Here is a 22,708-nt window from a genome sequence, read left to right on the forward strand (position 1 = left end):
CGGTTTTGCAGTAACGACATGCATAAAACAAAACTTGAAGCGCGTCGCATGAATCCATTCAGCCGCGACGCGCTTTAAGTCGTCAGCCGGAGCCGCAGGTCCGTGTCAGCCACTCCGGCCACCTCAGGCGGTTGGACGGTGCAAAATTTTTTAGGACCCGTGAAGGTCAAAATTAAACATTGATAGCTAATATACCTTGGTCGGGTTGGCCCAGAACCTGAATAGTATCTGAGGAATCGCCTATTGGCTCCTTTCCGCGCTAGGTTCGGCGGTATCAAGAAGGCCGTTTTCTCGTCGGCAAATATCCCGGCGGCAATGGCGGTGATCGTTATTGCCGTTGGCGCAGCGTTCGCGGACCACCAGAACAAAGTCGTCTCGGATCAAGCCGCCCGAGCGGATGTCCTGGCCAAGGTCAATCTTATCCGCGCCAAGCTTGAAGGCAACATCAACGGAAACCTTCAACTGGTGCAGGGACTGGTCGCGGCGGTCGTGACTGAGCCCTATATGGGACAGCAACGCTTCGCCTCGCTGGCGAGCAACCTGTTTGGCAGGGGCTCGCAATTGAAGAATATTGCCGGCGCGCCCGATCTGGTCATTTCTCTGATGTACCCGATGAATGGCAACGACAAGGCGATAGGCCTCGATTACCGCAAGGACGAGCGGCAGCGTCTGGCCGCGCTAAGGGCGCGAGACAAGCGCGAGCTAATTCTTGCCGGTCCCGTCGACTTGAGGCAGGGAGGGCAAGGCTTCGTCGGCCGTATTCCGGTCTTTGTACGCAGTGCGGGCAACACCGAAAGGTTCTGGGGCATCATTTCGGCCGTTGTAGACGTTCAGCGCCTTTATAAGGCGAGCGGCCTGCTTGACGATGATCTCGGGATTGACATAGCGCTGATCGGTAAGGACGCCCTCGGTCCAGGCGGAGAGCAATTCTTCGGCAATGAGCGCGTCGCCAAGAGCAATCCGGTGACAGCCGACGTCCTGCTTCCGTCCGGTTCGTGGCGGATCGCAGCCATTCCCAAAAACGGCTGGCCTTCGACGCCCGACAACGCGTGGTTCTTGCGCGCCATCATGGCGGTGGCTGGGGCGTTGGTTGTGATCCCATTCCTGGTTACGGGTCGCCTGATTGGCGAGAGACAGCGCAACTATGCGGAACTGAGTCGATTGTCGAGACGCCTGGAACTCGCTCTGGAGGCGTCGGCTATTGGCGTTTGGGAACACGATCTCGCGACCAACGAACTGACGTGGGACGACCGCGTCAATGAAATATACGGCAAACCAGCTGGGGAGGGCCGCGGCTACCTGGACTGGGCGGGAGCAATCCACCCGGATGACTTGGCTGGCGCCAACGCCGATTTCGACCGCGCGACGGCCGGCGGCGGGCCATATTTGTCGGAATACCGGATTATTCGGCCGGATGGCGAGATTCGCCATGTCCGATCCAAGGCGATAATTTACCGGCACGCAAACGACACCCCAAAAATGATCGGCGCCGAATGGGATGTGACAGCCGACGTCCTGCTGAACAAGGACCTGGTTCGCGCAAAGCAGCTTTCCGAGTCGAAAAATGCAGAACTCGAATCGGCCAAGGCGCGCATAGAGCACATTGCGCTCCACGATTCGCTGACCGGTTTGCCCAACCGGCGTTACCTCGACCAGGTGCTGGAAGATTACGCCGCAAACGCCAGGCGGACCGGCGGGTATGCGGCACTGCTTCACATTGATCTCGATCGGTTCAAGCACATCAACGATACGCTTGGCCACGCCGCAGGCGACGCAATGCTTGTTCACGCCTCGACGGTCCTCCGATCCAAGGTGGATGGTGAGGGATTCGTCGCTCGGATCGGAGGAGACGAATTCATCGTCCTGTGCGTGGTGCATGACGATATCGAGCAACTGGCGCTGCTCGCTGACCGCGTCATCTGCCAGATGCGGGAACCGGTCTACTATCAGGGCCATCGATGCCGTTTTGGCGTGAGCGTGGGAATTGCAGTCGATAACGGAAAAGATGTCGAAGCCAAACACCTGCTGGTCAACGCTGACATCGCGCTTTACCGAGCAAAGAGTCGTGGGCGCAATCGATACGAATTCTTCACCGAGGCGATGCAAAGCGAGATCGTCGAGACAAAACGGATTGCCGACGAAATTCTCGGCGGCCTTGAGCGCAACGAGTTCATTCCCTACTACCAGCCGCAATTTGACGCAAAAACGCTTGAAATTGTTGGGGTTGAGGCGCTGGCGCGATGGCGGCATCCGGAGAAGGGCATTTTGGCGCCCGACGTCTTCCTAAGGATTGCGGAAGAATTGAATGTCGTCTCGATCATCGATCGAAACATATTAGAGCAATCGCTTTTGGATCTCGAAGGGTGGTCTGCTGCGAATCTCCATATTCCGCGGGTGTCAGTCAATGTTTCGGCACGCCGCCTTCAGGATGAGGAACTCATAAAGAGTCTTAGGGAACTAAATATCAAGAAGGGAACAGTTGCCTTCGAGCTCGTTGAGTCAATTTTCCTTGACGAAAATGATGATTTTGTTACCTGGAATCTTGAGCAGATAAAAGAGCTCGGCATTGACATAGAAATAGACGATTTTGGCACTGGCTACGCCTCTATAGTCAGCTTGCTCAAGCTGCAGCCTCGCCGGTTGAAGATAGATCGCCAATTGGTCATTCCTATTGTCAAATCGCCGCAACGAAGGCAGGTCGTCTCATCGATCATTGAAATCGGCAAATCCCTGGGTATCGAGGTCGTAGCCGAGGGTGTCGAGACGATGGAGCACGCACAGACACTCAAGAGCTTGGGCTGCGACATACTGCAGGGTTATGCCTTCGGGCATGCGTTGGATGCCGACGGACTAAAGGCCTTCGTTCGATCTCGGCGTCTGCGCACGGAACGGGTTTTGGATGAACCGCTCCGGTTGGGTAGAGTATAAGCGCATAAGCGCATAAGCCTCACGCCACAGAGTAGCGCTTCGCTTGAGTCTTAGGATTTGGAGATTGGCCGATCACGGCAGCGAAGTTCTGGGGGCCTATGCACCCGATGAGACCTGGCCCCGGACAAGCTGATCGGCGACCCCTATCTCGGCATCGGCCCGGCGCCGGCTATCGACGCAGCCTGATCATACCGAGAAGGGACGGACGAGGGTTTTGAATGCAGCGCCCAGTTGAAGTTTAACTTTTTGCAGCTACGGTCAAGCTTCACACATCCTCAAGGTCCGCATGGCCGACGAAGCAGAAAAGTCCGAAGTCCTATACATATCTTGGAGGGGATACCGATGCGCGGGCTGAGCCCTCATGCTATCGACGATGCGGTGTGTGTGCACCGTTCTGCCTTTTCCGACCGTTCGACGCGTCGGGAAGATCCGTCGGGCCGTCGAAGTGTTGTCTGATCGAACCGGAAAGGGCGGAAACCAATATTGGAAACAAGTCATCGCGGGCATGCGGACGCAAATGGTGTCCGCTGGCCTGGCCGACGAGGTCATTGACCAGGAACTTCGGGCGTTTGCCGACGAGGTTTTCGGCCGAATCCGGAATTACCGTCAACCCGAAACCAATGGTGGAGCATGAAATCGATTGGCCTTCCGATGCCGCGAATTGCATTCGTGAAATATTGGCGGCCTAATCCATGACGGCAAAAACAAAAGTCCTCGCCGCGCCCGATCACGCGCACCAATCGAACCCGTCGCGCCTCTTAAAGACGACGGAAGCACCGTCACTATCGACCATACGGCAGCCCAGAAAGCCTTCGGATCATCGGACGAAGATTTCATCAATGGCCTCCTGCGCCAGCTGGTGAATGTCGGCAGCCACGGCAAAACGCCAGACGATAAGGGCACGGCCTTTGTCGCCTCGATCGTGAAAGGCATTGAACCGCAGGATCAGATCGAAGCTATGCTGGCATCCCAGATGGCTGCGGTGCACATGGCGACAATGACGTTCGCCCGCCGCCTTGCTCACTGCGAAACTATCCCGCAGCAAGACAGCGCCGAACGTGCTTTCAACAAGCTCACCAGGACGTTCGCGGCCCAGGTGGAAGCCCTAAAGAAATACCGCACGGGCGGCCAGCAGCCCGTCACGGTGAAGCACGTCACGGTGAACGAAGGCGGCCAAGCTATTGTCGGCAACGTCTCGCATGGGGGGGCAGGGTGACGGAAAAAAATAACGTCAACCTCATGAACCTAGCGCCTCGGTGTCATGCTCGGTCGAAGCGGACGGGATGCCAGTGTCGATCGCCAGCGGTGAGGGGCAGCGCAGTCTGTCGCATGCACGGTGCGGGCGGTGGCGCACCTGAAGGCAAGCGGAACGGCAACTATCGCAACGGAGGCAGGACCAAACGCACAATGGCAGCCTTGGCGGTTGTCCAGGCAATGGCGCGGATATGTCGGCAGACGATCGATGATCTGCCGGATTAACTGGGAACTAGTCGCGATGCTGCTCGCCGGTTGCGAAGGGGCGCTGTCCTTCATCATTAGGGGGATGTGAAATGTCCGGCTCTTCTGCAGGACGTCGTTGCCGATCGCACCGCAATCGGCAGCGGCCGGCGAAGCAGGCCGAAGTGCACTTGTCACTGACCAGGGAACGATATCGGCCCCCATGTGTTAGAAATCCATGGACACTTTGGAACCCCAGGGCCACGGGACGGTGGCCGACATTTTGACATCGGAAGTTGCCAATGCCAGGCAGCGCATCCACCGGACCGAGCTCGCGCTTCAACGTACTGAAGAAATGCTGGCCGAGAACCTCGCGCTGCGCGACAGGATACGAACTGCGGTCGAGGCCGCAGACCGCTTGGTGAAGATCGATCCCCCCAGCTTTGAAGGACGTCGCGCGGGTTGAACTGGGCCGGCGTTTCATTCGTCGCGCCCTTCAGGCCACCGGCGCCACCACTCTCGCTCCAGAACTTTGCCAACCACATCTACGTCTGGGCTGCACGCTCGCGAACAGCCGGAACCAACGGCGACCACAAGCGGTTTACCAATCAAAGGGACCGCAATGGATTCGGAATAATGGAACTTTTAGATATGGAACTGGCGCGAGCCCGACAGCGGCTTAATCGGGCCGAGCGCTCCCTTGAGCGTGCGAACGAGATGCTGGATGATGACTGCGGTGTCGGCATCAATATCGCGCTGTGCAGCAGGATACGGGCTGCGCAACAGCGCGTAATTGAGGCCAGATCGCGGTTGACGAAGATCGATCCCACCAGCGCTGACGGAGTTCGCACGGGTGATCCGGCCCGTCGACGTGCCGGCTCGGGCATATAGGACGATCGGTTCGGCACTCCGGCGGTCCCGCACACCAAGCAAGCCAACGCACTGCTTGAGGCGACGCGTTCGGTCCTAAGGCCAACCACTTTGCTTGGCGATCTCAACGAATGGCGGGTGCACAGCAGATCCTCGTTGCTGGCGCTACTGCCGCATTTTGGTCCAATTCACACCGTGCTGTCCAGTTTCCCTTCGCGATTCCCTTTGCTTGCGCTCGATCGGATCCTGGCCAAACCACCAAGTCTGATTTCCAGCCTCGAAGTGCACCATACATCGCTATCTCGGATCGCCTCCGATCATCTACCGATCATGGCACGATTAAATCTCCAGGGGATTCGACAGCTACATTTGCAACCAGATTACCTTTGAAGGGTTCTTGCTACGATCTTGAGCGAGGCCGGGTTTCTATCGCTGAAGGGTAGAAAATTTTATGGAAGTATCCATTACGCGGATTGCACACGACAACATCAAAGCAGGCAAGAGCGGCTTGCTGCTGGTCCCGGACAATTATGACGCCTTCGCCGGGCGCGTTCTGGCGGCAAGGAGTGCCGTTCGCAGTCTCGATCTCATGTACTACCTTTGGCACGATGACCACACTGGCCGCTTGCTCTTGCAGGAAGTTTTCCGGGCCGCTGAGCGCGGCGTGCGAGTTCGCATGCTCCTTGATGACGCCAATCCGCGAAAGAACGATGCGGCCTATCTGGCCTTGAGCAATCATCCAAACATCGAGTTGAAGTTGTTTAATCCGAGCGGCGTCAGGCAACGCAGCGTCATGCGCGCTGTGGAAATTGTATTGCGACTATTTGCGTTGACCCGGAGGATGCACAACAAGGCATGGATCGCTGACGACAACGTTGCTATCGTAGGCGGGCGCAACGTTGGCGATGCCTATTTCGACGCAGCAGAAACCAATTTTCGCGACTTAGACGTGCTGCTCCTCGGTCCTGCCGTGCAGCAAACCGCCGAAATATTTGAGGCATTCTGGGCTTGCGAGGACGCGAAATCAATCAGTGTCCTGGGTCCAGCCGCGGGGAACGAGCATTCCGATTTGTTTTCAGGAAGCGATCTCGAAACCGAATCAATGCTTTTGAACGGGATCGGTGACCGAGGGTCCATCGCAGAGTTCATCGCGGCCAGCAACGACGTGCATTGGGTGGATCGAGTTCGGGTGATTTCCGATCCTCCAGAGAAGGTGAGAGGTTGGAGACGTCGCAGCTGGCTTACCAAGGAGTTGCTTCCCCTCATAAAGTCGGCGCGCAACAATCTGGAAATTGTATCTCCCTATTTCATCCCTGGCAAAAGGGGCTCCGCGGTCCTGATGGACCTCGTCAGCAATGGGGTTGACGTTTCCGTTTTGACCAATTCCTTGGCCGCTACAGACGTCGCCGCGGTTCATGGGGCTTATGCAAACTATCGCAAGCGATTGCTGAGGAATGGCGTAAGACTGTTCGAGCTCCAGCCCTTCACTCGCGGTCAGGGAATTTCGGTGTTTGGCTCCAAGGGTGCCAGTCTGCACACCAAATCGTTCACGGTTGACGACAGGGCTGGGTTCGTCGGTTCCTTCAATTTTGATCCCCGGTCAGTGTCTTTGAACTCGGAGATGGGCGTGCTCTTTGAGGATGCCGAATTAGTCGGTGAACTTCGGCGCTTTTTTCAAGCGGAGATATCACTAGAAACCAGCTATCGGCTGGAACTAAAGAACAATGTGCTGCACTGGCATGGATGCGAAGAAGGCAAACTCCAAGAATACACACACGAACCAGAGGCCGGAATTTTTCGCCGGGTTCTGGCGGCCTTGGTCCGCCACCTTCCGGTTGAGTCTCAGCTTTAGCCAGACCCACTAAGATAGCATAGGTGCTAACGGCGGGATCGACGCGGCGTTCTTGCCGCGCCGGGTACGGCATACCTGAAGAACGGCGACGTGAATGTGCCAAGCACAGCGCCCCGGGGCCGCGGTGGAAAGGCCGGGAGCATGAAGCATCCGCCCTCTGGCAATTGTCAGCTTGCTGCCGCCGATCGCGTGAAGACGATGGTGACCTTCGTCCCTTCGCTGGCGCTCGAGGCGACGTTGAACTTTGCCTTGGCGTTCTCTGTCAGCGAGCGCGCGATCAGCGCGCCGAGCTTGCCGGGCTTGGGCCATGTCTCCCCTTCCGGCAGGCCGATACCGTCGTCCGCAACTATCACCAGGCAGCCGTCGCCATCGGCGATGCTGTGCAGCTTTATCGTCCCGCCTTCACGCCCTTGGAATGCATGCTTGAGTGCATTTGTGAGCAATTCGTTCACGACCAGTCCCGTTGGCATGGCGACGTTGATCGATACCGGATAGGTATCCACCTTCATGTCGAGGCGGATCCCCTCAACTGCATGCGACCCCATCACCGCGGAGGCGATCTGGCTAAGATAAACGCCGAGATCGACCTCATCCTTCTGCTCGTCTGCCGATAGCGTCTGGTAGAGGATCGCCAGAGCGTCGACGCGGCCGGCGAGCCTCTCAAATCTTTTCTGGTCGGGCTCGGTCGCGTTACGGGTTTCTAGACGGATCAATGCGGTGATCATCTGTAAGTTGTTCTTCACCCGGTGCTGCAGTTCGCGCAACAGGGTGTCCTTCTCGCGGACGCGCTCCTCCACCAATCGCGCTTCTTCAGATTCGCCATGGGATGAGACGTCGACCAGAGCCACCAGTCGGAAGCAGTTCGTGCCGTTATCGTCCACGATGATGTTTGAATAAACGTCGACAAGAGCCGGGTTGGCCCCGACGGGCTCCAGCCGGAAAGTGCCGACGAAATCGGTTTCCTCGACCAAGGCCTCGGGCAGAGGCCGGCCCTTCTGCTGGTGGATGCCAATGCCGGAAAGTGCTCCCCAGTTTTGCCGGCTAAGCTCGGCTGCCTTCAGGCCTGACACTTTTTCGAATTCTGGATTAGCATAGACGACGCGCTCCTTCGCGCCTAAGTCCGACACGGCGATAGCGATCGGCACCTGGTCAAGAAATTTTTTGAACTGCTCGCTTTCCAGCGCGGTGGCAAGGTCCGGTGTATCGAGCAATTGCTCAACTGCCTCAGCCTTGTCTGAATCTGATGTCATCTTGGTCGCCTGTGCTTTGCGTGGGAGCCTCAGTCTCAGTCATGCACTTTGCTCGACACCGACAACGCTGGAAGCGGCTGCGCGATGTCAGGAGTAGGACGAGCCCGCGTCACGGAGCGGCAGAGCCGTGGGCAACACAGGCCGTCTTGCTGAGAGTTCAGTCAACCTTGCGTCACTTTGCACGGCCACGACCTTTTTTCCAACAGCGTTGTGCCAAAATCCCGTCTCTGCCAATCGAAATTGACGATCTGCACGTCGCCGGAACTGCCGACAGAATATTTCCGCCATTTGCAATGGGCTCACCTGGCAGCGGCGGCGCCGGTGGCGGCATGCGGTGGCCAAACCGCACCCCGCATGTGCTCATCCAGGTCTGGCTGCTTCGCCGCGACACGATCGGGCGAAACGGTATGCTGCGCCGGTTCCGGCCGCCTTGGAGTTGCCCGGGTTGGCTCGCGGGACCTATCGGGTCATCGCCTGGGATACCGCGGCCGGCAGGCAAACGGGGGAATGGCAAGCGAATTCCGACATGGCTGAAACTTGATGTGCCGCCGTTCTCTGCCAATGTCGCGCTTGCCATTCGCCGAACCTGAGCAGGATGGAGACTGCGCCTGAAGGTATTCATTTGCTCGCTGATCTGACTTGTCATTGCCCAAGGTCTTTGCAACTTCGTCGCCAATGCCGATGTCAGTGATCTGCGCCAAGCGAAGTTGCGCGGAGATCTCACGAGATCTGCGCATTAGGTGTTGCGCTCGCCCGAACGCGACTGCTGGTTGGCAGCATCGGCCGATCCGCCCAGCGTGTCGGCGACCGTGGCACCTCGCGCACCCATCGGCTGCTGCGCACCTGTGGTGGTGTCCTTGGCTGTCTGGTGCTCCATCTCGGCATTCAGCTCCGCCCCCACAATCAGGACAATCACAGAGATCCAGGTCCACATCATCAAGCCGATGACTGCCCCCAGGGCTCCATACGTCGCGTTGTAGTCGGCGAAGTTCTCAAGATAATAGGAAAACCCTATCGAGACCGCGATCCACACCCCAGCCGCGAGGAAGGCGCCCCATGTCGCCCATTGCCACTTTGCCCTTTCGCGGCTGGGGCCGTAGCGGTAGATCAGCGTGATCCCGAGGCCGACCAGGATCAGCATCATCGGCCACCGAAAGATCCGCACAAAGGCTTCGGTCCAACCGCCGAGGTTCAGCAGCGCAAGCATGGCCGGCACGATCCCCACCGAGACGATAAAGCCGATACCGATGAGGATGGCGCCAAGTGTGAAGCCCAAGGCCAGAAGATTCAGATGGATAAAGCCGCGCTTTTCACTCTCCTCGTAGGCGATGTTCATGGCTTCGAATAGCGTCTTGATGCCGTTACTGGTGCTCCACAGTGCGACGGCAAGGCCGAACATGAAGCCGAAGCTGAGCGCGCCAGTCTTCTGAGCGGCCAAGGACGCAAGCTGAGATCTGATAATGTCCAGACCGCCCGAAGGCAGTACGCCGCCAAGGAACGCAAAGTGCTCAGCGATGGTCTGAGGATCGGCGACAAAACCGTAGATGGACACGAACGCGGCAAGCGCGGGAAAGAGGGCAAGGAGCAGATAGAATGCGGCCCCGGCCGCGATCAGCATAACACGGTCCTCGTTTACTTCAGCAAAGACCCGCCACAGCACGTCTTTCCAGCCACGGCTGGGGATCTCTGACGGCCATTCGGCATTGCGTCCGCGGCCCTGCCGTCTGGCCCGCCGCTCAAGCTGCACTTGATCTTCGTAAGCGTCGTCGGTTGTTTTTTTCGACATGGCTGCCGGCCCGGAGCATCTTCTTCGCGGGCAAACGTATGAAAGCGCCAAAGGATGCAGGTGCAGACCTGCGCCCGCAAACAAACATCCCCCGTCTGCAGAAACACTGCGCCACCTCATGCGACGAGTTCATGTGATAGCGATACTGCCCTGCCCAGGACCTCAGTGGCTTGTTCGAGCGACCAATGAGAATAACCAGCTTTCTACCATCTCAGCCAATCGTGGTGGTCGGCTGATTGCGTTTTAACTTTGGCGCGGCCGGCCGGCGGGGATTCTGGGCGTGGGCGGTCGGGAGCTGGTGCCTCTTGGCGTCCAGCCGCTCCAGCATGCAACCGACGATAGCCTGAAAGCCGGGCTCCATGGCCTCTTGGCAATCGATCTCCCGATCCGCGTATTCGCCCTGTCGTCTTGGCGGTCTGATCATCCAGGCTTCCTCATAGATATCCCTCGCCGTCGGACTCGCGTCGCCGGATCAAGCCAGGCGATGCGCCCTCACTATCCAAAGCGAAGCCCATTCGCCTCCTGTGTCTTTCAACCAGCTCGCGGTCGCATTCGGGCACGCAGCGGTCGCTGCAACCGACATTCACAACTACCTGTGCGAAAGCGACGGCGAGCGCCCACCGCGCGGTTGACCCGCAGACATCACCGCTGGACGTTGTTCCTTGGTCTTCCCCAGCGCGCCAATTCGAAAAACGACCGGACGTCTATTTCGCCGTGGGCATTGTTGGCCGCCAGGAGCAACCGGATCGGAGGCCAGGCGGTGTCACGATTGGCGGGAGGCATCGTTCTCGCAGAGAATTCTTTTAGGTGGAAGGGCTGGTCTCGCCGCCGGCGACTTTGGCGAGCAGCATCCCCAAGGTCAGGCGCGCTCGTTCAAGGCTGCGCCGACAAAAATATTCTCAAGAAGCTCGACAGATAGAGACGCCAAGTATCAGAGCATGATGCGATCCCTCGATAGCGAAATGCCTGGCGGAGCGGGAAGTGAATTGAACCAGGGGTTGACCCCACGAAGTCAGAGTGACGTGCAGCGAGACGTCTCAAGGGAACCTTTCCGGCGTTGTGCGCTTGTTGAGCATGCGTTTCACAACCCCGTGAGCGACAACAAAAAACGCTGGAACCAAAAGGAAATCCGCCATGGCGAAAGAAAAGACATTGGATGATCTCTTCCTCGATACGCTCAAAGATATCTATTACGCGGAAAAGAAGATCCTGAAGGCGCTTCCCAAGATGGCGCGCGCCGCCTCATCGGCCGATCTGAAGGCAGCCTTCGAGAAGCACAAGGACGAAACCGACGGTCATGTCGAGCGCCTGCAGCAGGTTTTCGAGCTCCTTGGCAAGCGGGCACAGGGCAAGACGTGTCCCGCGATCGACGGCATCATCGAGGAGGGCGAGGAGATTATGGAGGAGTTCAAGGGAACTCCCGCACTGGACGCCGGTCTGATCTCCGCTGCCCAGGCTGTCGAGCACTACGAGATCACCCGCTATGGCACGCTGAAGCGCTGGGCCGAGGTTTTGGGCATGAGCGACGCCGCCAAGCTGATCGAACAGACGCTCGGCGAAGAGTCTATGACAGACGAGGCGCTCACCGGATTGGCGGACGCCTCGGCCAACGAAATGGCCAAGGCCGCCTGATCACACACCAGCCACCCCAACTGTGTTGGGGTGGCTGTTTTACTTCCAACATCCGTCTTTCGATAGGAGGCAATCATGGGTCGTGGCATTCTACTCTGGCTGCTCGGAGTTCCTATTCCGATCATCATCCTTCTCGCGCTGTTCATGCGGTAGGAGGAATCCATGGCATCAACCATCCTGGCGACCGACGGCGCCGCGGCGGTCGAGTCCTCGTCATCCGCAGTCAACTGGGGACCGATCATCGCCGGCGCCTTCGCTGCCTCGACCCTGACGTTCATCCTGATGCTTCTCGGGTCCGGCCTCGGGCTCACGATGGTGTCTCCATGGTCCAACGAAAGCGCCAGCGTCACCACCTTCGCTGTGTCCACTGCGATCTGGCTGGTCATCGTGCAATGGTTGTCATCCGGGCTCGGGGGTTACCTGACCGGGCGCCTTCGCACCAAATGGGTCGGCATTCATACGGACGAGACGTTCTTCCGGGATACTGCGCACGGATTCATGGCTTGGGCGCTGGCGACGCTTCTGGTCGTGTTCGTGCTCGGTTCGGCGCTGTCCGCGGCAATCGGCACCGGCGTCAAGGCGGCCTCGACAGTGGCCTCGGGAGCAGCAATGGGTGCCTCGGCAGGGGCGACCGCAAACGCCGGGAACGACGGAGGCAGCGGCGCGGCGTCGTATTTCGTCGATGCGCTGTTCCGCCCGAACGATCCTTCCAGGCTGGCGGCGCCGGGCGCGGAGGGCGATGCGACAGCAGCCGCACAAGCCTCCCGCATCCTCATTACGAGTGCGGCGGCCGGCGAAGTCTCGGCCGACGACAAGACTTATCTGGGCCAACTCGTGGCCGCTCGCACTGGCTTGTCGCAAGCGGATGCTACTGCCCGGGTTGATGCGGTGCTTGCTCAGGTCGAGGCGGCCAAAGTCCAAGCACAGGAAGCAGCCGACACAGCTAGAAAAGCCGGCGCCAGCTTCGCGCTGGTTGGCGCGCTTTCTCTCATGATCGGTGCGTTCATCGCCAGCGCAGCGGCAGCGTTAGGCGGCAAGCAGCGCGACGACGAAGAAGACGCGCTCCATCTCACAGCCAGTCGAAGCTGAAGACGTCTACTCCCGGCCGACCGAGAGGATCGGCCGGACTCCATCTCCCGCCGCGCTCCCTTGTTTTTGTGCAACGCAGCAACGATATTGCTGCACGTGCGTTGCACAGATGGCCGTCCATTCCGGGCGTCACAACAGGGACGGCTCCATTGCGAAAAATCTCTGATACCATCGCCCGCCTTGCCGCGCTGCAGGCGCGACATGCCGCACATCCCGCCGACCTCGGTGCGTCAGACCACCTCCGGACGCTGGCCGACTTCGGTACCAATCCTGGCGGGTTGGAAGCGAAGTTCTACATTCCCAATGACCTATCCAAGGGCACCCCGCTCGTCGTCGTGCTGCATGGCTGCACCCAGAACGCGGCCGGCTATGACCATCATTCCGGCTGGTCCCAACTCGCCGACGAGGCTGGCTTCGCGCTGCTCTTTCCCGAACAGCAACGCGGCAACAATCCGAACCTCTGTTTCAACTGGTTCCAGCCTGGCGACACCAAGCGTGGTTCGGGCGAGGCGCTTTCGATTCGCCAGATGATCGAGACGATGGTCGTCACCCACGGTCTCGACCGAAGGCGAATCTTCATCACCGGCCTCTCGGCCGGAGGCGCAATGGCAGCGGCCATGCTGGCGACCTATCCGGAAGTGTTTGCCGGCGGTGCGTTAATTGCCGGCCTGCCCTACGGCAGCGCAACGACAATCCCGGAGGCCTTCGATCGCATGCGCGGCCACGGCGGTCCTTCGGAACAGGATCTGCAACGGGCCCTCCGCGGCGCATCGGATCATCGGGGACCGTGGCCGAGGATTTCGATTTGGCACGGTGCCGCTGACCACACGGTTTCGCCTTCCAACGCGGAAGCGATCGCAGGCCAGTGGCGGGGAGTCCACCGGCTTGAGAAAGCGCCGACGCGTCGGGAAGCTGCCGGACCGCACGCAAAGCAGGTCTGGCGTAACGGGGCGGGAGATGCCTTGATCGAAATCAACATGATCGCCGGGATGGGCCACGGCACGCCGCTCGGCAACGGCCTCGGCGCTCCGGGACCTTATATGCTTGATGTCGGCATCGCCTCCACACGCGAGATCGCGCAGTTTTGGGGGATCGCGGCAACCGAGGATAGCGCCTCCCGGAAATCGAGGCCGCAATTGCCCGCCAGCCAACGGCAACTACCCCAGTCACCGGCGCCAAGTATACAAAATGCGAAGACGAAGCCCCCGCAGCCGACTGCCATCCATCAATCGCGCCAGCCCGGCGTGAAGAAGATCATTGAAGATGCCCTGCGAGCGGCGGGCCTGATGCGCTAGGCGGACGGCGCGAATCGCTCGCCGACTGTCTCGCCGGCCCGAGAAGGTCAAGCGGCTCCGACCAGGCAAGGGAACGCGTCGTTCTTTGGAATCGGTGACCGCTTTTCATTGAGCGGTCGCCCTGCACCTCGTCCAGATCCTGCTTCCCCGCGCGGACAACACCGGTCGCCCATTTGGCCGGGAAGATTTCGACCGTGTGAAGGAAGACCTGGCCAGCCGTTTCGACGGCGTCACAGCCTACCTGCAGGCGCCCGCGGAAGGTCAGTGGCAGGATGGCGAGCAGTCCAGCACAGATGAAATCGTCATCTTCGAAGTGATGGTGGATGATGTCGATCTGCCGGACTGGCGCAAACGGCGCGCCGAGCTAGAACGGCGGTTCCCGCAGGACACGGTGATCGCCCGCTACATGCCAATGGCGCTCGTATAGAGCGCCGATATCATGCCACCAACGTCAATCCGCAAGACCGAGTACGATCCGGAGACAAGGGTTCTCTCGGTGTGGTTCGTCGCGAGCGGCACGCGTTATGACTACGAGGCTGTGCCGCCGGAGACCTATGCGGCGTTCCGAAACGCCTTCGTAAAGGGCCGGTTCTTCAACGACCACTTTCGCGACCGTTGCCGGCACCGCCCGATTGCCGAAGCATAGCGAGCGTTGCCTGCACGCGGAGACTCATGCGCCGGTTTCGGAGTTTGACGCGCCGGCTGGCTTTGATTCCGGGGAGCCCTTGTGGCGTAGGAAAATCGACAGCAGGACCAGGACGGCCGTCGACATGAATTCCGACTGCCAGTTCTGAAAGGACTCGAACCATAGCTGGGCGTCGAGAAGATAGTCTCCCAGGGATTGAACCTCGCCGCCGTGCCGAAGCGCCTCCTCGTTCGCGGCCGCCAGGCTCGCCCACCAATGCAAGGCAAATGAGATGATGAACAGCAGGGCCAGCGCCAAGCCCAGCGAGTATGAATAGAGCCACGACAGGATCGGGTTGCGCCTGCGGGTGGCGGTCGGAAGTTCGTCCTCGGGCCGGTTGGGATCATCGGGATCACGAGACTCGGCGGAACCGCGCTGGAACAGCATTGCAGTCAGCATGACATAGGCCGACATCTGCAGGAATTCGCTTTCCCAGTTCTCGAACAGCGCCGAGAGGAAGTCGCCGCTCGCAAGATAGGAGAGCAGCCCAATCGATGCCGAACCGTGGTTCTGAAGCTCTTCATTGTAGGCCGCATGACCCGACCAGATCATGCCAATCGCACTGAACAAGAACATCGCCACCAGGGCGATCGTCAGTCCATTGTCCCGGAAAAAGCTTTTCATGGTCGTCTCCCTCGGCAGCTCCGGCTAACGCCAGTTCTCCAGAACCTCTTCGATCATCACCGCCTCGACTTGCTCGCTGAAGCGAGAGCGGTAGAGCTCCAACAGTGCCTCATGCGTCTGGTCAACCGAACTGCAGATGGCATCGGTCGCAAGGACGACACGAAAACCACGGTCGATGGCGCCGAGGACCGTGGCAAGCACGCAGACGTCGGTTTCGCCGCCGGTGATGACCAGCGTGTCGATCCCTGACCCATTGAGCATCGCGTCGAGCCGGCCTTCAGTCCACGGCGAATAGACATGCTTGTCGAGCGTTCTTGCCGGCGGCACGAACCGCGCCAGAGAAGGCATCAGATCGACGAGGCCGGCATCGATGTTGGCAAGGGTGACCTCGGCCCAACGCTGATAATACCGCGCCCACATGCCCGGTCCTTCGCCAGGCCGAGCGGCCGGAACAAAACGTGTGAACAGCGTTTGCTGCGGATGTCTTGCGGTCAATTCCTCGATGACCGGCAGCACGTTTTGCGCCCACGGCACGGCCCAAGGCCCGCCCGGCGCGAACAGGCGCTGCATGTCAACGCAAAGATGTAGGGAATTCTCACCAAGCGGACCGTGTACCAGGCCTAGGGCGGCCATGATCAGCCGCGGCCGCGGTGGGGTGATGCATGGTCTCTATCTGAGCGCGGGCGTAGCCCGGGAGGTCCCGCCTTAGCCTCGCATCTCTGCCAATCCGCCTTTAGCCGTTGCCGGTTCATGGTCTTGTCAGGCGGGCCGCTTGCGCCTCCTGCACGTCGATGGCGTACAGCAGCTCGCCGTTCTCGTCGCGCAGGCGCACGAGCCAACCTGAAAGATCGTCCGTGCCCGGCTGAAGGTCGACCAGAAGATCGATAGCGCATCGAACCGCTTCCTCCCGCGCAGCCTCTAAACTTGGCATCCTGGAGGGAAGAACCTGACGGCCGCGTCCGCCGATACTCGAAGATATAGAGCCCGCCGTTTTCGTCATTCGCCGCTGTGACGGCGACTTCGTCAAAATTGCCATTGCTTCGGGCATCATAGTCGTTCACAGCCAAATCGAAGGTCGCGATCTGGACCAGGACCGCCTTCGCTCGATTGATAGCGGCCTCGTTGTTTCCGCCGTCAACGCGTGCCAGGTCGACGGCAACGCAGTCACCGCCTTCGCCGCAGAAGATCACGCGCAGGATGGGCTGTCCGGTCTGGGCGGTTGCCTGGGTAACTTCGGTTCGAATGATCTGCATGAGAAACTCCGTCACCATCGCTAGAGTTTGACGGCCATTTCCCGGCTCCAGAGACGCAGCTTGCGGCAGCCCTCGATAAAACCGGTAATCGCCTTGGGATCATCGAGACCAATCATGCCTTCATCGGCTTCCGGTTCGACGCCGGCCTTCTGCAGCAGCGGGACGGCGCCCGACGTGAAGCCGATGAATTTGCAATGAGCAAAAGCGTCGGCAACGAAATCGCGCGCGGCGGCCTCGCCCGTCAGGCGCTCCGCTCCTTCCTCGGAGAGGATCAGCGCTACTGCGTCGAACAGGACCGATGGCCCGCCGTCGATCATGTGCTTTGCAGCGATGAGACTTCCATCCGCCGCCTCGACGCCGCCCACCTTGGGCGCTATGACCTCCATCACTGCGCCTTCCTTCTCGATCGCTGCCTGGAGGTTCTTCAGCAGCGCTGCATCGGCGCCGGGACTGACAAGCACACCGACCTTGCGGCCAGCAAAACTGTCAGGCCCGTTCCGGATGATGCTGAGCGCCGGCGATGGTTCGAGATCGTCCCTCGGCGCGACCGCCGCATCCGCGGGCTTGGGCAATTGCTTCATGCCAAGCTTGTCAGCGACAGTTTCTGCCAAGCCTTCATCAATGTTGAGGAGATGCGACACCATGCGCTCGCGGATAACCGTTGTCTCGACCTTGGAGAGCTCGAAGGACAGCGCCATGGCGATATGCTTCTGCTCAGGCGCGGTCTGACTGTTGAAGAACTGTCGCGCCTGGCTGTAGTGGTCGGCGAAGCTCTCTGCGCGCAGACGGACTTTCTGGCCTTCCTCCGCCTCGGCGAACGACCGGAAACCGTGCTGCGGCGATTCCCGCGGGCCTTCGCCGAATGAATTCGGCTGGTAGTTCACGCGGCCGACCGGATTGCGCATCGCCATGAGGCCATCCTGCTGGAAGTGGTGGAACGGGCATTTGGGTGCGTTGATCGGGATATGGGTGAAATTGGGGCTGCCGAGACGCTTCAGTTGCGTGTCCAGGTAGGAGAAGTTTCGACCCTGCAGCAGGGGATCGTTGGAAAAGTCGACGCCGGGCGGTACGTTCTGCGTCATGAACGCGACCTGCTCGGTCTCGGCGAAGAAATTGTCGGGCATACGATCGAGCACCAAGCGGCCGACCGGGACCGGCGCGAGGATTTCTTCCGGAATGATCTTGGTCGGATCCAGAACGTCGAAGTCAAAACTGTCCGCGAAGTCCTGATCGAAGAGCTGGAGGTTGAGCTCCCATTCCGGGAAATCACCAGACTGGATGGCATTCCAGAGGTCGCGTCGATGAAAATCGGGGTCAGCGCCGTTGATCTTGACCGCTTCGTTCCAAACGACCGACTGCATGCCGAGCTTCGGCTTCCAGATGAATTTGACGAAGGTGGATTCGTCCTTCGCATTGACCAGCCGGAACGTGTGAACGCCGAATCCCTGCATGAACCGGAAGGACCGAGGTATCGCCCGATCCGACATGACCCACATGACCATATGCATCGATTCGGGCGTCAGGCTGATGAAGTCCCAGAAATTGTCGTGTGCCGATTGCGCCTGCGGGAAGGCACGATCAGGCTCCGGCTTCACTGAATGAATGACGTCGGGAAACTTGATTGCGTCCTGAATAAAGAAAACTGGGATGTTGTTGCCGACGAGATCCCAATTGCCTTCGTTGGTGTAGAATTTGACGGCGAACCCACGCACGTCCCGCGCCAGGTCGAACGAGCCTTTCGAACCGGCCACCGTGGAGAACCGCACGAAGGCCGGCGTCTTCTCGCCGGCACGCTGGAAGATATCCGCGCGGGTGTAAGCCGCTAGCGATTCATAGGTCTCGAAGAAGCCGTGCGCGCCATAGCCGCGTGCATGCACGACGCGCTCGGGAATGCGCTCGTGATCGAAATGAAAAATCTTCTCACGGAAGTGGAAGTCTTCGATTAGTGACGGTCCGCGCTGGCCAATCCTTAAAGTATTCTGGTCATCGGCCACTGGGCCGCCTTGTGCGGTCGTCAGGATCTCGCTGTCGCCTTCGGCGATCTGGTGAAGCTCGCCTCCGTTCCCCCGCACGAGCTTTTGATCATGGATCGTCGCGGGCTTGCCCGACGACTGTCTGGTTGTCTTGGCCATGCTTGAATTCCTTGAAAAGGAGGGGGCGGCTTCAGGTCTCCCTCAATGCTGGGACACCCACTTAAGTTCCTGGTGGGTGTCACGTGGCCCGCATTTCGAAGAATAGCACTCGGCTACCGGAACATCGGGCCCGCGCTCCGCCAGAGGCGCGGGCTTTTTCGTTGTCTGGGGGGAACACGATCTCGCGACGATCGTTCGGGTCGCCAACAGAGCGCCATACCGTCAGATCGAGGACAGGAAATGCGGGAAAGACAAGGCTTAACCCATCAAGAAAAATACGATAGGCAGGAGCGCACGTCGGATGCTGCAAGGGCATTAACAGACATTGAGCGCGCAGCACGAGATGCAAAGACTGCTCGGCTGCGAGAGCAACGACTTAAGGCTGAAACCGCTCCTCCTGCTGCATTGGTAGCGAAACCGAAGAAAAACCGACAAGGCAACAACTAAGTAGTCACCCGGGATGCGGCGGATTTCGTGTTCCGTTGTGAGCGTCCTTTTTAAGCGTTCTCCGACATTGTCAAAGGTAAGCAGGTGGCCGTCGAGCGCAGGAAGGTGCGGGCATGAAGGTCTGCGCCGTTTCCCAAGCCGCCGAAGCCAGAACCCGCTCCAGGGGCCACGCCTGAGATTTGCAACGGTGGTCAAGCTGGTGACGGCTCGGCATGTCATCGACCTCGTGGCCCGCATGCACGGCTGCACGTATGCCATGCACGGCTGCACGTATGCCGAGATGAGAGGACCGTCGCGTCAGTATAGTATCGTGGCAACGCGAGACGCGGCCATGTGCGCCGTGATGGTGCTGAAGCCGAGCTTGCCTAGGGGGCAGATAGGGTTGCTGTTCGTGATCCGTCGACGGTGCAACATGCGCTCAGGAAGCGGGGATGCTTTGACCGACCCGCGCGTCCAAGCCCTATGTGATGAGCTCGGCATCAAGATTGTCGACCGGCATCGCTATCTGGAGCCGGGAGAGGCGCGCGCGGTCGAGACGCTGGCTCGCATCATACGCCGGCACGGGGAAGGGCACTTGCGCCTGGTGCTTTCGACCTTGGCCGAGACCGACAACAACAAGGGCCAACTAGACGAGGTTCTATTTTGGGCCGCATCCGACATGGTGCGGGCGTGCCCTGAGATACTCGAGCGCCGCGCCGGCGACTGGCTGACGATGTGGGATGTTTGCCCGCTCGGCGAGCTGCAGTTCATTGCCCAGGATCTGCGCGGCGTCGTGCCACTAATATTTGCATTTGTCGGTATGCTATACGAGCGGGTGGTCAAGGCATTTGGCCCGCGAGCATCCAGCCGGATTTGTTCGATGACCGCAGGAGCAATTCGGCATGAGTAACGTCGTATCGCTTCATGGCGACAAGCGCTGGAAAGCTGTTCTCGTCTACGACCACCAGAACGGCCCCATCACGATCGAGCACTTTTTGGAAGAAATTTCCGAGCTCCATAACGTCATTGAACACGGCCCGGACTGGAACACCCTGATTACGTGCACGGTGACAATCAACCGGACGGACGGCGGCGAGGAGCAGAACAGCCAGGAAAAAGAGGCGCGCCATGAACATCGGTGAAATCGCGGAGCGCTTCATCCGCGCGGCCGAGATCGAGCGCGCCAGCCATGAACATGTCGGGCCGGCCGGCCCAGCAGCTGCCCAATGTTCACACATACACCGATAAGCTCGGGTGGTGCAAAGAGGTGGGCGACAAGCTCGACCCTAAGGCAGACCCGCTAGCGTAGGAGCGAAGGGCGTTCTGGAACCGGATCGGCACCCTGCGGTCGGGACAAGAGATCAGCGAGCTCGAGGCGCTGCAACGAATGGCTGCTCGCCGTTGGCAATGAGAAGGAGCGCCGAGCGTCCTCGCCCGGGCCAGATCCAAGGTCGGCGGCAAGTCATTCCGCAGCTGGTGCTTCAAGGTGGAGGGCATCCACCCGAACACCGGACGGGATAGAAAAAACCGGGCTTTGCAGCAAATCGCGATCATTCTCGCCCGCAGGGCCTCGCAGAATAGCGAAAGCGCCGAAATCAGGCTGTTGCATCATGAATCAGGGATGTTTCGGCTACGATCACGGAAGATGCGGGCGAACGGGACAGCCTGAATTCGTGGATCGCCGACGGCGCGTTCGCCAAGATTCTTTCGTCGGAACATGACGACTTCTCTTGGGCTGCCAAGCGCAACGAGCGCCGACGCCAGCAAGAGGCGCGGCGGCGCAATCAAGCTGCGTGATTTGCGCCATTGACGATACCCGAAATGCGGCCCCAATCGGGATTACGTGGTTTATTGGGGATTCGCATGAACCGATTTCTCTTTGTGATCGCCGACTTTCTATCCCGTCCGCCCGGTTTTTATGTGCTGATCGTCGCGATGATAGCGTGCACTGCGATGGTTCCTTTCGGGCTCACAAACGTAATCACCTATGCGCTTTCTGTAGCTGCGATAGTGATTACCGGGGTCGTACTGATCCAGGGTTACCGCGACACCGCTGCCATCCATGCGAAGCTCGACGAGATCATCGTTGCATTGAAGGAAACGAGGAACAATGTCGTCGGGCTGGAGCACGCCGAGCCTGAGGAGATCAAAGCCCATTTGGCGCGGCTTGAATTGGAGGCAGCGGCGGCTGATCAAGAAGCTAAGCACGAGGGAGTCTCTGGCGCCAAATTACGCCAGCGGCTGCCAAGCACTGGCAGCGGGAAGCGCAGAAGCGGAAGGCCGCATGACCCGAGCTGAGATCAAAGCCGAGCTAGAATGGCTGCTGGAGTCGTACGAAAGCCTTAGCGCGTCAGAGGAAGGTGAGCGGGCCGTTGGTGCCGCAGAACGGGCTGAATACGACGAGCAGAGAACCCGCGCCAAAGCGGCCATCTCGGCAGCAAGCATAACCCCTGAGCGAAAGACCGTGGGGCGGGATGGGCAACATACGGCTCATCTCGCCTGCGAGTTTGAATAGACGGCGAAAATCAAACGGAAATCAAAGCATGGCCACCAACCAGCGCGGCGGCCGGCGCACAGGGGCTGGAAGGCCATCAGGAGCGCGCTCGCGGGCAAGGAAGCAGGCCAAGGCCACACTCTCCGATCTCGCCCGCAAACACACCGCTTCGGCTCTGAAGGTATTGAGGGCATCGAGCGGGAGTTCTTTGACCCCGGCGACAGCGGCAACATTTTTGCCCCGGATGCGTCTCGACTACCATAGACGGGCTGTTGGCGCCGCTGATCGGCGCGATGTATGGCCTGCCCGATATTCTGGTCGTCTGATGGCCCGGTTTTTATGACGAGATGCATCAGGAGTTCGCGAGCGAGATGCTCGGCGAGTTCAAGCAGGGCGTTGTCATGCTAACCCGCACGGTCACAGCGCCGCCAGATCCGTCGACGCCATGGATACCGGGCGAGCCAGTGACGACGGTCTATCCACTCGATGCGGTGAGGCGCCGCGTGTCTCAGAAATACGTCGACGGCACCCTCACTGTGGCGACCGACAACCAGATCACTTTCGCAGTACCTCGATCGTCTCCGCCATGACGGACACACTCGTCATCGACGGCGTCGAGTTGGTCATGAAGGACCTACGGCCGATCCCGCCGGCCGGGACGCCGGTCGCGTATATAGCTTTCGTGGCGGGTTAGCCGCGGAGCGATATCCCAGAAAAGAGCGACGCCAGCGACGACCGCATGTGAGACTTGGCAACAGCGATGTCCCCTTCGAAACCGGAAAAATCGATCTCCATATGATCGAACGTGGACAGTGCCNGCTCTTCCATGTCAGCCAATGCCCGATCTGGGTCANCCGATTGCTCAGCAACCATTGATGCAATTGCCATGAGTGCGATGCGAAGCACCACAAGCTCCGTCGAATGATGGGCCAAGACATCCATACCAGTCTCCTTT

Annotated in this window: 21 protein-coding genes and 1 pseudogene; 13 read left to right on the plus strand and 9 right to left on the minus strand. The window is 59.5% G+C overall.

All coding sequences use genetic code 11. The annotated features are described in order from the left end of the window. Window positions 1-315 precede the first annotated feature (315 nt). Window positions 316-2,928 (plus strand): EAL domain-containing protein, encoded by a 2,613-nt coding sequence (locus M727_RS36705; protein WP_051505642.1) that lies wholly within the window; start codon window positions 316-318, stop codon window positions 2,926-2,928. A 364-nt stretch (window positions 2,929-3,292) separates the two neighbouring features. On the opposite strand, the gene M727_RS42380 is transcribed toward M727_RS36705, so the two are convergent. Continuing rightward, window positions 3,293-3,595, minus strand: a complete 303-nt coding sequence (locus M727_RS42380) for a hypothetical protein (RefSeq protein ID WP_027153937.1) — start codon at window positions 3,593-3,595, stop codon at window positions 3,293-3,295. A gap of 192 nt (window positions 3,596-3,787) precedes the next feature. Between M727_RS42380 and M727_RS36710 the strand changes: the two genes are divergently transcribed. Then, a complete protein-coding gene (locus tag M727_RS36710; RefSeq protein ID WP_051505643.1) occupies window positions 3,788-4,144 on the plus strand; it encodes a hypothetical protein in 357 nt (118 codons plus the stop codon). A gap of 459 nt (window positions 4,145-4,603) precedes the next feature. Then, on the plus strand, window positions 4,604-4,831 hold the full coding sequence (locus M727_RS0118525; protein ID WP_027153938.1) for a hypothetical protein: 228 nt from the start codon (window positions 4,604-4,606) through the stop codon (window positions 4,829-4,831). Between the two features lie 179 nt (window positions 4,832-5,010). Here M727_RS0118525 and M727_RS41550 read toward each other — a convergent pair whose 3' ends face one another. Further along, window positions 5,011-5,298, minus strand: coding sequence for a hypothetical protein (locus M727_RS41550; RefSeq protein WP_156941553.1), 288 nt, complete (start codon window positions 5,296-5,298; stop codon window positions 5,011-5,013). Between the two features lie 388 nt (window positions 5,299-5,686). On the opposite strand from M727_RS41550, the gene M727_RS0118535 reads away from it, so the two are divergent. Then, the gene (locus M727_RS0118535) at window positions 5,687-7,087 is read left to right on the plus strand and encodes a phospholipase D family protein (protein WP_027153939.1); all 1,401 of its coding nucleotides are present in this window, start codon (window positions 5,687-5,689) and stop codon (window positions 7,085-7,087) included. A 167-nt stretch (window positions 7,088-7,254) separates the two neighbouring features. Here M727_RS0118535 and M727_RS0118540 read toward each other — a convergent pair whose 3' ends face one another. From M727_RS0118540 to M727_RS42385, 3 genes are all read right to left on the minus strand, one after another. Then, window positions 7,255-8,337 (minus strand): histidine kinase dimerization/phosphoacceptor domain -containing protein, encoded by a 1,083-nt coding sequence (locus M727_RS0118540; RefSeq protein ID WP_027153940.1) that lies wholly within the window; start codon window positions 8,335-8,337, stop codon window positions 7,255-7,257. A 736-nt stretch (window positions 8,338-9,073) separates the two neighbouring features. Beyond that, complete coding sequence (locus M727_RS36720) at window positions 9,074-10,123, minus strand: YihY/virulence factor BrkB family protein (protein WP_084646787.1); 1,050 nt, start codon at window positions 10,121-10,123, stop codon at window positions 9,074-9,076. Between the two features lie 211 nt (window positions 10,124-10,334). Beyond that, on the minus strand, window positions 10,335-10,547 hold the full coding sequence (locus M727_RS42385) for a hypothetical protein (RefSeq protein ID WP_023803175.1): 213 nt from the start codon (window positions 10,545-10,547) through the stop codon (window positions 10,335-10,337). A gap of 710 nt (window positions 10,548-11,257) precedes the next feature. On the opposite strand from M727_RS42385, the gene M727_RS0118555 reads away from it, so the two are divergent. From M727_RS0118555 to M727_RS0118575, 5 genes are all read left to right on the plus strand, one after another. Next, on the plus strand, window positions 11,258-11,755 hold the full coding sequence (locus tag M727_RS0118555; protein ID WP_027153941.1) for a ferritin-like domain-containing protein: 498 nt from the start codon (window positions 11,258-11,260) through the stop codon (window positions 11,753-11,755). Between the two features lie 162 nt (window positions 11,756-11,917). Next, window positions 11,918-12,844, plus strand: coding sequence for a hypothetical protein (locus M727_RS0118560; RefSeq protein WP_027153942.1), 927 nt, complete (start codon window positions 11,918-11,920; stop codon window positions 12,842-12,844). 149 nt (window positions 12,845-12,993) lie between these two features. Continuing rightward, window positions 12,994-14,139, plus strand: coding sequence for a PHB depolymerase family esterase (locus M727_RS0118565; protein ID WP_027153943.1), 1,146 nt, complete (start codon window positions 12,994-12,996; stop codon window positions 14,137-14,139). A gap of 196 nt (window positions 14,140-14,335) precedes the next feature. Further along, window positions 14,336-14,566, plus strand: coding sequence for a hypothetical protein (locus tag M727_RS0118570; RefSeq protein WP_245268697.1), 231 nt, complete (start codon window positions 14,336-14,338; stop codon window positions 14,564-14,566). 12 nt (window positions 14,567-14,578) lie between these two features. Next, the gene (locus M727_RS0118575) at window positions 14,579-14,785 is read left to right on the plus strand and encodes a KTSC domain-containing protein (RefSeq protein ID WP_027153945.1); all 207 of its coding nucleotides are present in this window, start codon (window positions 14,579-14,581) and stop codon (window positions 14,783-14,785) included. Between the two features lie 24 nt (window positions 14,786-14,809). On the opposite strand, the gene M727_RS0118580 is transcribed toward M727_RS0118575, so the two are convergent. The 4 genes from M727_RS0118580 to M727_RS0118595 form a co-directional block, all read right to left on the minus strand. Beyond that, complete coding sequence (locus tag M727_RS0118580) at window positions 14,810-15,448, minus strand: DUF6766 family protein (RefSeq protein ID WP_027153946.1); 639 nt, start codon at window positions 15,446-15,448, stop codon at window positions 14,810-14,812. 24 nt (window positions 15,449-15,472) lie between these two features. Further along, window positions 15,473-16,081 carry an isochorismatase family cysteine hydrolase gene (locus M727_RS0118585; RefSeq protein WP_027153947.1) on the minus strand — a complete coding sequence of 203 codons (609 nt, stop codon included), beginning with the start codon at window positions 16,079-16,081 and terminating at the stop codon, window positions 15,473-15,475. Between the two features lie 115 nt (window positions 16,082-16,196). Further along, window positions 16,197-16,484 carry a hypothetical protein gene (locus M727_RS36730; RefSeq protein WP_128170746.1) on the minus strand — a complete coding sequence of 96 codons (288 nt, stop codon included), beginning with the start codon at window positions 16,482-16,484 and terminating at the stop codon, window positions 16,197-16,199. Between the two features lie 237 nt (window positions 16,485-16,721). Next, window positions 16,722-18,833, minus strand: coding sequence for a catalase (locus M727_RS0118595; RefSeq protein WP_027153949.1), 2,112 nt, complete (start codon window positions 18,831-18,833; stop codon window positions 16,722-16,724). A gap of 778 nt (window positions 18,834-19,611) precedes the next feature. Here M727_RS0118595 and M727_RS36735 point away from each other — a divergent pair. The 4 genes and pseudogenes from M727_RS36735 to M727_RS0118625 all read left to right on the plus strand — a co-directional run bounded on the left by M727_RS36735 (window position 19,612) and on the right by M727_RS0118625 (window position 22,343). After that, a complete protein-coding gene (locus M727_RS36735) occupies window positions 19,612-20,169 on the plus strand; it encodes a hypothetical protein (RefSeq protein ID WP_245268698.1) in 558 nt (185 codons plus the stop codon). After that, on the plus strand, window positions 20,162-20,401 hold the full coding sequence (locus M727_RS0118605) for a hypothetical protein (protein ID WP_023803165.1): 240 nt from the start codon (window positions 20,162-20,164) through the stop codon (window positions 20,399-20,401). Before M727_RS36735 ends, M727_RS0118605 begins: the two co-directional genes overlap by 8 nt. A gap of 721 nt (window positions 20,402-21,122) precedes the next feature. Further along, a pseudogene (locus tag M727_RS36740) lies at window positions 21,123-21,464 on the plus strand (low affinity iron permease family protein); the annotation flags it as partial. Between the two features lie 636 nt (window positions 21,465-22,100). After that, window positions 22,101-22,343 (plus strand): hypothetical protein, encoded by a 243-nt coding sequence (locus M727_RS0118625; RefSeq protein ID WP_027153951.1) that lies wholly within the window; start codon window positions 22,101-22,103, stop codon window positions 22,341-22,343. Window positions 22,344-22,708 lie beyond the last annotated feature (365 nt).

The sequence above is a fragment of the Mesorhizobium sp. WSM2561 genome (genome assembly GCF_000513915.1).
Taxonomy (GTDB): Bacteria; Pseudomonadota; Alphaproteobacteria; order Rhizobiales; family Rhizobiaceae; genus Mesorhizobium; species Mesorhizobium muleiense.